The 6,862-nt window shown below is 60.7% G+C and carries 9 protein-coding genes; 2 read left to right on the top strand and 7 right to left on the bottom strand.

From position 1 onward, the window contains the following. The 7 genes from rplJ to BP858_RS07545 form a co-directional block, all read right to left on the bottom strand. Positions 1–468 (bottom strand): 50S ribosomal protein L10 (gene rplJ, locus BP858_RS07575; protein WP_286879212.1); only part of this gene is annotated, 468 nt, incomplete at its 3' end. Continuing rightward, positions 468–1,109: a 50S ribosomal protein L1 gene (locus BP858_RS07570; protein WP_062261223.1), complete on the bottom strand. Its 642-nt coding sequence runs from the start codon at positions 1,107–1,109 to the stop codon at positions 468–470. The genes rplJ and BP858_RS07570, both read right to left, overlap by 1 nt. Positions 1,110–1,160: 51 nt before the next feature. Next, positions 1,161–1,637 (bottom strand): 50S ribosomal protein L11, encoded by a 477-nt coding sequence (locus BP858_RS07565; RefSeq protein ID WP_014866089.1) that lies wholly within the window; start codon positions 1,635–1,637, stop codon positions 1,161–1,163. Positions 1,638–1,765: 128 nt separating this feature from the next. Then, the gene (locus BP858_RS07560) at positions 1,766–2,239 is read right to left on the bottom strand and encodes a transcription elongation factor Spt5 (RefSeq protein WP_145916391.1); all 474 of its coding nucleotides are present in this window, start codon (positions 2,237–2,239) and stop codon (positions 1,766–1,768) included. A gap of 5 nt (positions 2,240–2,244) precedes the next feature. Next, the gene (locus tag BP858_RS07555; RefSeq protein ID WP_014866091.1) at positions 2,245–2,454 is read right to left on the bottom strand and encodes a protein translocase SEC61 complex subunit gamma; all 210 of its coding nucleotides are present in this window, start codon (positions 2,452–2,454) and stop codon (positions 2,245–2,247) included. A gap of 6 nt (positions 2,455–2,460) precedes the next feature. Continuing rightward, on the bottom strand, positions 2,461–3,558 hold the full coding sequence (gene ftsZ / locus BP858_RS07550) for a cell division protein FtsZ (RefSeq protein ID WP_286879211.1): 1,098 nt from the start codon (positions 3,556–3,558) through the stop codon (positions 2,461–2,463). Next, positions 3,555–4,868 (bottom strand): D-aminoacyl-tRNA deacylase, encoded by a 1,314-nt coding sequence (locus tag BP858_RS07545; RefSeq protein WP_286879210.1) that lies wholly within the window; start codon positions 4,866–4,868, stop codon positions 3,555–3,557. Before BP858_RS07545 ends, ftsZ begins: the two co-directional genes overlap by 4 nt. A 473-nt stretch (positions 4,869–5,341) precedes the next feature. Between BP858_RS07545 and BP858_RS07540 the strand changes: the two genes are divergently transcribed. Further along, positions 5,342–5,524, top strand: a complete 183-nt coding sequence (locus BP858_RS07540; protein ID WP_014866094.1) for a hypothetical protein — start codon at positions 5,342–5,344, stop codon at positions 5,522–5,524. Further along, complete coding sequence (gene glp, locus BP858_RS07535) at positions 5,521–6,723, top strand: gephyrin-like molybdotransferase Glp (RefSeq protein WP_014866095.1); 1,203 nt, start codon at positions 5,521–5,523, stop codon at positions 6,721–6,723. The genes BP858_RS07540 and glp overlap by 4 nt, the downstream gene beginning before the upstream one ends. The last annotated feature ends 139 nt before the right edge of the window (positions 6,724–6,862 follow it).

Genomic DNA, 6,862 nt, shown 5'->3' with positions numbered 1-6,862 from the left:
CTCGCGGATCTTGACCTTTCCGCCCTCAATGGCTGCGGGAATTCCCACCTGCTGAAGCTCGCCCACAATGGGTCCGGGCTTGAAGGAGGTCGGTCCCTTCGGGACGACGATATCCTCAGGCGCAGTCTCGCCGGGCTTCGCCACCATCTTGGTCTTCGTCTTCTCGAGCAGTTTGAAGAGCTTGAAGGGGTTTTCGTTTGTGAAGATCAGGGCGCTCTGGCCCGTGGCGTGCTCGTTTAAGGCCGCAACGCTGCCGCCGAGGTCGCTTAACGCATGCTCGATCAGCGTGTTGCGGGCCATCTTCACCCTCGCGGTGCCGCGGAGGTTCCGCCTGATCTGCTGGACCTGTGAGGCGGGAATGCCATACATGTCCACGACGCCGACGAGCGTGTGCTCCTCGATGCTGCGCTTGATCTCGGCTACTTCTTCCTTCTTCCACCGGGGCAGATTCTGCGTATAGAGCGTCATCAGATCATCCTCACAGCCGGTCCCATGGTTGTCTTCACGTAGACCGAGTGAATATTCAGTGCCCCGCTCTCCAGGACGGACTCAATCCTCCGGAGGATCACATCGATGTTCTCAGCGATCTCCTCAGGTTCCATCGTGGCGGATCCAACCTTTGCGTGGAAAACCTTCTTGTCCTTCGTCCGGATCTTTACGGAACTGCGCAGACGCTGGACAATCGGCCGGATGTCCGTTCCCGTCGGGATTGGCATCGGCATCCGCCCGCGTGGGCCGAGCCTGACACCAAGATAACGACCGACGAGAGGCATCATTGCTGTCTCTGCAAGGAAGAACTGGTATTCTGCCGCCACTTTTCGCGCTTCACGGGGTTCTCCCCCGAGCCGCTCGATCTCCTCAGGTCCGATGATATAGTCCACATCCACATCCTTTGCCTGGGTGGTGATGTCGCCCTTCCCGAGAACTGCGATCTTGACGTTGTCAAAACCGTTCGGGAGGAGAATCGTCTCATCGATACGATTCTTGGGCTGGGACATATCGATATTCCTGAGGTTGACGGTGATATCCACGCTCTCCTTGAACTTCCGTTCCGGAGCTTTTTCCAGTGCCGTCGTTACGGCATCAAGTATACTGGTTTTATCAACCATCCTTTGCCTCCATAGTACGCGACCTCACGATCTTCTATGGTTGTCTGACATCTATGCGACGAGTACGCTGTCATATGTTCCGTCGTTGATGGCCTGGATCATCGCATTGGGTTTTTGTCCCTCAACGGTGACGCCGACGCTCACGCACGTTCCGACGACCTCTTTGACCGCCGATTTCAGGTCGTACGAGAGCATGTCATCAATCTTCATACGGGCGATACGGACAGCGGCCTCCAGCGGCAGGTCTCCTGCCACCTGGGTACCGGGCTCTGAGGCGCCCTTCCCGATGCCGGCCTCTTTCATGATGAGAGCCGTCGTGGGCGGAATACCCACATCAATCGTGAAGTTCCGCTTCTCGTCGACAGTGACCGTCACCGGCACCTGCATGCCGTTGAAATCGGCCGTCTTCTTGTTGATCTCGTCGACGACAGCCTTCACGTTGATACCGAGAGGTCCGAGCGCAGGCCCGAGAGGCGGACCTGCCGTAGCCTTACCGCCGGGTACCAATACCTCGACCGTTTCTGTCATACAAATTCACCAGCCTAATCCCTTTCAGGGGAATAGATGCCTGGGTTATCTAAGGTCACCGTGAGGGGATTTAAAGGTATAGGGAGGCAGGAGTACCACACCTGCACGCGGGAAAAAGAGAGATATGCTCAGTGAGATTCTTCAGTCCGCTCCACGACGCGGACCGAATCGCCCCGCACCGTGATTGGGATGGGAACCATGCTCTCATAGAGCTCAACGGTGATCTCTTCCTTCGCGGAATCGATCCTTTTTACGACCGCTTTCTCGCCCTTGAACGGGCCGGCGATGATCTCGACGATTGTGCCCTCGGTGATGCCGCTGACCACCGGTTTTGGCACCAGGAAGTGCTCAACCTCAGAGAGGTCGGTCGAGCCCTCCACCACCGCGCGCGCGTGGGGGATCAGCTCCACCAACTGCTCAATCCGTGCGATGGTGTCAGGGCTCTCCACAAGGACGTAGCCCCTCAGCTCCTCAGGCACCATGACGGCCGTCACATGGATGTCTTTCTGGTCCCGGGTCACTTTCTCGATGTTGTCGGCTACCGTCCGTTCCTGTTTTGCGGTCGTCTTTATTGCGTATATCCTGTTTGCGCTTGCAGCCATATCCATCATTTGGGCAGTACCAGCATGATCTCGTATATAATAAAGCCGACAAGGCCGATAAGCAGGATGCCGGTCGCTGCAACGATCGCGATCTTCGAGAATTCGTCACGAGTCGGCGTCCTCGCCAGTTTCAGCACACGCCAGTACTTCTTGAAGAATTCCTCTTCGACCTTGAAGGACTTTGCTTCCTTAAACTTCTCTTTATAATCCATCATACCGGCTCACTTCAGGAAGTCGATCTCAAACTGCTTCATCATCCGTGGCATACTCTTTTCGTTTCTCCCATATATTTGTGGTGACCGGACACCGGTGACAACGAGCAGCGTCCGCATCTTGCCCTGCATATCGGGATCGACCTGTGCACCCCAGATGATACGGGCATCGGGGTCGATTCTCTGGTAAACCTCCTGTATGACGCCTTCAGCCTCGGACATGGTCATGTCCGGCCCGCCGACCACGTTGACGAGCGCCGCGGTCGCCCCGGAGATATCCACGTCGAGCAGCGGGGAGCGCAGCGCCTTCTTGACCGAATCAGCGGCCTTGTCCTCGCTGTCACTCTCGCCCATACCGATCATCGCGACGCCTCCCCGCTCCATGACAGTCCTGACATCGGCGAAGTCGAGGTTCACGAGCCCCGGTGTCGTGATCAGCTCGGTGATACCCTTGACCGCCCGCATCAGCACCTCATCTGAGACCTTGAAGGCGGCGTGGAGCGGGAGGCGGGGCACGACCTCGAGCAGGCGATCGTTCGGGACGACGATGACGGTATCGGCCACTTCACGGAGGCGTTCGAGGCCTGCCTCGGCGTTCTGCGCCCGGATGGCGCCTTCGGCCGTGAACGGCAGGGTGACCACGGCGATGGTCAGGGCGCCCTCTTCCCGGGCCGACTTCGCGACCACCGGTGCGGAGCCGGTGCCGGTACCGCCCCCGAGGCCGGTGGTGATGAAGACCATGTCGCACCCCTCGACGGCCCGCTTGATCTCGTCCTCGTTCTCGAGGGCCGCCTCTTCGCCGACCTGCGGGATCGAACCTGCACCAAGGCCGCGGGTCCTCTGCCTCCCGATCAGGATGCGTGTCTCCGCCTCAGTCCTGATGAGGTGCTGGGCGTCGGTGTTGAGGGCAATTAACCGCGCCCCGTTGATACCTTCCTCCGACATCCGTGTGACCGTGTTCGAACCGCCGCCCCCGCACCCGACGACTGCGATCTCAGTCCGGAGTTCAATGAGGATATCCTCAAGCTCCTTGTCGATCTCGGTGGGCTCAGAAAAGCGCTGCTCCTCCCGCGCCCGTGAAAGTGCCTCTTCTACGATAGATTTCATGTATATCTCTCCAATCCCGGGATATGTATCCGTTTCGCGCTGGTTGTCTGCACCATATCGGGTGTGATCTTCCGCCCGTCGATCTCGACCGCTCTCCCGCCAGCTAGCATGGCAAAGAGCGGTCCTTTCGGAACTCCGTGTCTGCGCGCCTTCGCTGGGTCGAACCGAACCTTCCGAAGGACAAGATGATCACCCGCGATAACAGTGTTTTCACAGATAAGTAAGAGTTTTACGCACAAGGTAGTTATATCACTTGCGAGTCGGGAGGTCTCGTGCTCAAAGCCGATAAAGGAGGGTAGAACTTCTGTTGAGCCTTTCGAGAGGTGAGCCACCGGCAATTTCCCGAGAGCTTCGATAAACTTCTCCTTATTGATTTTTGCAGTTTCTTCTACCAGATCCGGGTTAATCTGCACCGGAGCCGGGGTTCCGTCTCCGGTAAGGCCGTGGATATGGACGCGTGAGCCGGGAGCGATCTCCTCCGCGAGAGCCCTGACCCTGAGGTAGGTGGTCCACTCGAGATCTCCAATATCAAGGATCTCTGACTCTGAGAGGAGGAGAAGTCCGGCGTCGTCGAGCATCCGCTCGATCCTTCGAACCTCGTCGGCGGGAAGCGATTTTCTGTCGATGTAGGCTGCCACGGCACAGCTCGCTTCCCGCATCTGCCGGATGAGGCCGAGGTCAAGAAACCCTATCTGTCGTGCCGGTGCGATGTGGCCGAAGGCACCCCGGGAGGAGAGCGCGATCTCGGTCTGCCGCATGGCGTAGTGGGTCCCGCCGAACCCGATGAAGTTGATCGTCTCCTCCGGTACCGCAGTGAGAATGCTCTCCGCCACGGCTCGTCCGGCAACCGGGTCGGCCCACTCGGTAGCGGTGGACCCGATCTCGACGAAGAGCGACGGCGTCGAGAGGGCCGTCGGGCCGTGGTGGGTCACCTCGTAGGAGACACGGTAGTCCTCCGGGGCCCGGGCGGTGAGGTTTCGAAGAATGGCGTGCATCCACGCGGGAGCCGCCGGTGCAAGCGCTCCCGGCTCCCCTCCGAGATCGGCGGTATCGTAGTTGCCGGTCACGTGCACGGTCAGGGCCGGCGTCGGCTGTGCACTCGCGTGCCGGGAGATGAAGATGATCAGGTCGGCTTCGATCTCCTCATCGATCCGGTCCTGGTAGATCAGGCGCCCGTCGACCTCATGGAACGTCAGTGTGTGGTCATCCGCCAGCGGCCATCTCCCGCCGGCCGCAAGGAGTTCTTCGAGGCGATGGCGGATGTTTACCCCCGCAACGTCCTGTTTTGAATTAATCAGCGCGATCCGCATCGGGTATATACGTGGGTCGGCGAGACGCTAAATGGTAGTGGAACATTTCACCTTATCTTGTGGGCCCCGGTGCAGATCGCCACCTCGCGCGAAGGACGCGGAGTTCGGTTGCCGGGCGGTATTGTCCCTTCGCGTCTTCGCGCCCTTTGCGTGAGGCTCTATTGTTATTCCCATCCACTAACTCACGCGAAGCCGCGAAGAGCGCGAAGATCTGTCCGGGTACCTGCAACACCCCTTCGCGTCTTCGCGTCCTTCGCGTGAGGCTCTATTGCCCCCAGCGCTGAAAACCCACGTGCTCTCGTGCGAAGGACGCGGAGTTCGGTTGCTGGACGGTATCGTCCCCTTCGCGCTCTCCCACGTGCGTTTGCGTGACGCAACAATCGCATGGAAATAGTAGATGCGATTGGTCCAGCCGTGCTCCTGACCGCCAGATAGTAAATCCTATCTCTCTATAGGCAGACCATGTGTGTACTATGAACGACGAGAAGATTCGGAAGGCATTCGAGGCATATGGTATAGAGAACGAGATCACCTGCCCACAGGCGTTTGAGATATCGGAGAAATACAGCATCCCGAAGATGGATATCGCCCGGTACTGCAACCAGCACGAACCAAGGATAAAGATCAGGAGCTGTCAGCTGGGCTGCTTCAGATGAGCCTCTTCCTCGAGGTCGTCCCGGTCAGTGAGGCCGTGGAGGTTGTGCGGCGGATCGCGCCCCCGCCCGGGTGCGAGGATGCCGCGCTTGAGGATGCCCTCTACCGGGTCCTCGCGAGGGACGTCTCTGCTGATATCGATATCCCCGGGTTTGACCGGTCGACGGTCGACGGCTACGCGGTCGCCGCGGCCGATACCACGGGGGCCTCCGAGGCTATCCCGGCGATGCTCCAGTGTCTGGGCCGGATAGGGATGGGGAGCGCGGATGCCGGCAGCATCTCCCCGGGCTCGTGCAGGTACGTCCCCACCGGCGGGGCCCTGCCTCGCGGTGCGAATGCGGTCGTGATGATCGAGCACGCCGAACTGATTGGGGACGATGTGCTCGTGCACCGGCCGGTGGCGCCCGGCGAGAACGTGGTCTTCAGGGGCGAGGACTTCCGGGCAGGAGCGGTGGTGCTCGAGCGGGGCCGTGTGCTCTCTCCCCGGGATATCGGGGTCGCCGCGGCGGTCGGTGCCGACCGGGTCTCTGTGGTGACGCCGCCGGTGATCGGGATCATATCCACAGGTAACGAGCTCGTCCCGGCAACCGGGGTCCCGGGGCCGGGGGAGGTGCGGGACGCAAACTCTTACCTTGCCGGCGCCTTCGTGGCGGAGCGGGGCTGCCGTCCGGTCTACTTCGGGATCGTCAGGGACGAGCGGGAGGCGCTGAAAAACGCCGTCTCTTCGGCGCTCGACAGGTGCGACGCGGTCCTGGTATCGGGCGGTTCATCAAAGGACGAACGGGACAACACCGCGGCGGTCATCGCCGACCTCGGTGAGGTGCTGGTGCACGGGATTGCCATTGCGCCGGGGAAGCCCACCATCATCGGGACGGCGCGGGGAAAACCCGTCATCGGGCTTCCCGGTCATCCGGCCTCAGCGTTTGTCGTGCTCGTCGCTATCGTCGACCACCTGCTCGCGGCGATGCGCACGACCGCGGTCTCCCGGCGGACCCTCCGCGCACGGCTGACACAGAACGTCCCCTCCACCCGCGGGCGGGAGGACTATATCCGGGTCAGGGTCAGGGACGGCGAGGCCGTGCCGGTCTTCGGGAAGTCGGGACTCCTCAACACCCTGGTGCAGAGTGAGGGGCTGGTGCGGATCCCGGCGACGAGTGAGGGGCTTGAGGTCGGTGAGGAGGTTGAGGTGATACTGTGGTGAAGCGATATCTCTCGGTCATAACACTTGCCGAAGCGCTGGCGCTCGTGGAGAACTCGTTCCAGGCGGTCCCGGGGGTCGTGCGGATCCCGGTGACCACCGGGGCGGTCGGCCGGATCACCGCGGAGCCCATATTCGCCAG

Source organism: Methanoculleus sp. UBA413, assembly GCF_002502935.1.
In the GTDB taxonomy this organism is placed as follows: Archaea; Halobacteriota; Methanomicrobia; order Methanomicrobiales; family Methanoculleaceae; genus Methanoculleus; species Methanoculleus bourgensis.
Note: the sequence above shows the minus strand (reverse complement) of the source record. Positions and strands in the feature narration are given on the sequence as shown.